Here is a 1,428-nt window from a genome sequence, read left to right on the forward strand (position 1 = left end):
CCCGTTTGGCCGGGGGGGGTGGTGGGGGGGGTTTGGGGGGGGCGGGTGCCCCCACTGGGGGGGCCCCCCCCGGGGCGGCGGCGGGGGGGGGGGGGGGCCCCCCCCGCGATTGGGCCGGTTCAGGCACCCTGTACCTGACTGGAGAACTCCGTTCTCAGAGTTGGCCCAGCACCGGGGTGTTCACCTTCACTTCAGCATTCTGCGCCCGATGACGCAGCAGGTGGTCCATCAGCACGATGGCCATCATTGCCTCGGCGATAGGCGTGGCGCGGATGCCCACGCATGGGTCGTGACGGCCCTTGGTGATCACCTCCACCGGGTTGCCATCGACGTCGATGGAACGGCCTGGCGTGGTGATGCTGGAGGTCGGCTTGAGCGCCAGGTGGGCGACGATCGGCTGGCCGGAGGAAATACCGCCGAGGATGCCGCCGGCGTTGTTGCTGAGGAAGCCTTCCGGGGTCAGCTCGTCACGGTGCTCGCTGCCACGTTGGGCGACACTGGCGAAGCCCGCGCCGATTTCCACGCCCTTGACCGCGTTGATGCTCATCAGCGCATGGGCAAGCTCGGCGTCCAGGCGGTCGAAGATCGGCTCACCCAGGCCCGGCATCACGCCTTCGGCGACCACGGTGATTTTGGCGCCGACCGAATCCTGGTCACGGCGCAGCTGGTCCATGTAGGCCTCCAGCGCTGGCACCTTGTCCGGGTCGGGGCTGAAGAAGGCGTTGTGCTCCACCGACTCCCAGGTCTTGAACGGAATTTCGATCGGGCCCAGCTGGCTCATGTAGCCGCGCACGCGGATACCCTGGGTGGCCAGGTATTTCTTGGCGATGGCGCCGGCGGCCACGCGCATGGCGGTCTCGCGGGCCGAGCTGCGGCCGCCGCCGCGGTAGTCGCGGATGCCGTATTTGTGATGGTAGGTGTAGTCGGCGTGGGCCGGGCGGAACAGGTCCTTGATCGCCGAGTAGTCCTTGGACTTCTGGTCGGTGTTGCGGATCAACAGGCCGATCGAGCAGCCGGTGGTGCGGCCCTCGAACACGCCCGAGAGGATTTCCACTTCGTCCGCTTCCTGGCGCTGGGTGGTGTGCCGGCTGGTACCCGGCTTGCGCCGGTCGAGGTCATGCTGCAGGTCGGCCAGGGTGATTTCCAGGCCTGGCGGGCACCCATCGACAATGGCGACCAACGCCGGGCCGTGGCTTTCGCCAGCGGTGGTGACAGTGAACAGCTTGCCGTAGGTATTGCCGGACATGGACGCTCCGCGAATCTGCCTGAATTTGAAGGAGGCGGGCAGTATACGGAAATCTCCAACGGATAGGTTGCCTGTACTGGCCCAATCGCCGGCGACGCCGCCCCCCCAATGAGCGTGGCCGGGGGTGGGGGGGGGCCGGCTGGCGGGGGCCGCCGGGAGGCCGGACCGGGGCGGGGGGGGGC

At 68.4% G+C, this 1,428-nt stretch carries 1 protein-coding gene; it reads right to left on the minus strand.

Annotated features, from left to right (window positions below; all coding sequences use genetic code 11):
- Positions 1 to 154 precede the first annotated feature (154 nt).
- Positions 155 to 1,246: a chorismate synthase gene (aroC, locus tag ACNFG0_RS22805; protein ID WP_416766520.1), complete on the minus strand. Its 1,092-nt coding sequence runs from the start codon at positions 1,244 to 1,246 to the stop codon at positions 155 to 157.
- Positions 1,247 to 1,428 lie beyond the last annotated feature (182 nt).

It is taken from the genome of Pseudomonas sp. NY15372 (assembly GCF_048068215.1).
Lineage (GTDB): Bacteria > Pseudomonadota > Gammaproteobacteria > Pseudomonadales > Pseudomonadaceae > Aquipseudomonas > Aquipseudomonas guariconensis_A.

What these genes read in the sequence shown, in the direction of transcription:
- aroC (WP_416766520.1), bottom strand. Translation starts at nt 1,246, where the DNA reads ATGTCCGGCAATACCTACGGCAAGCTGTTCACTGTCACCACCGCTGGC.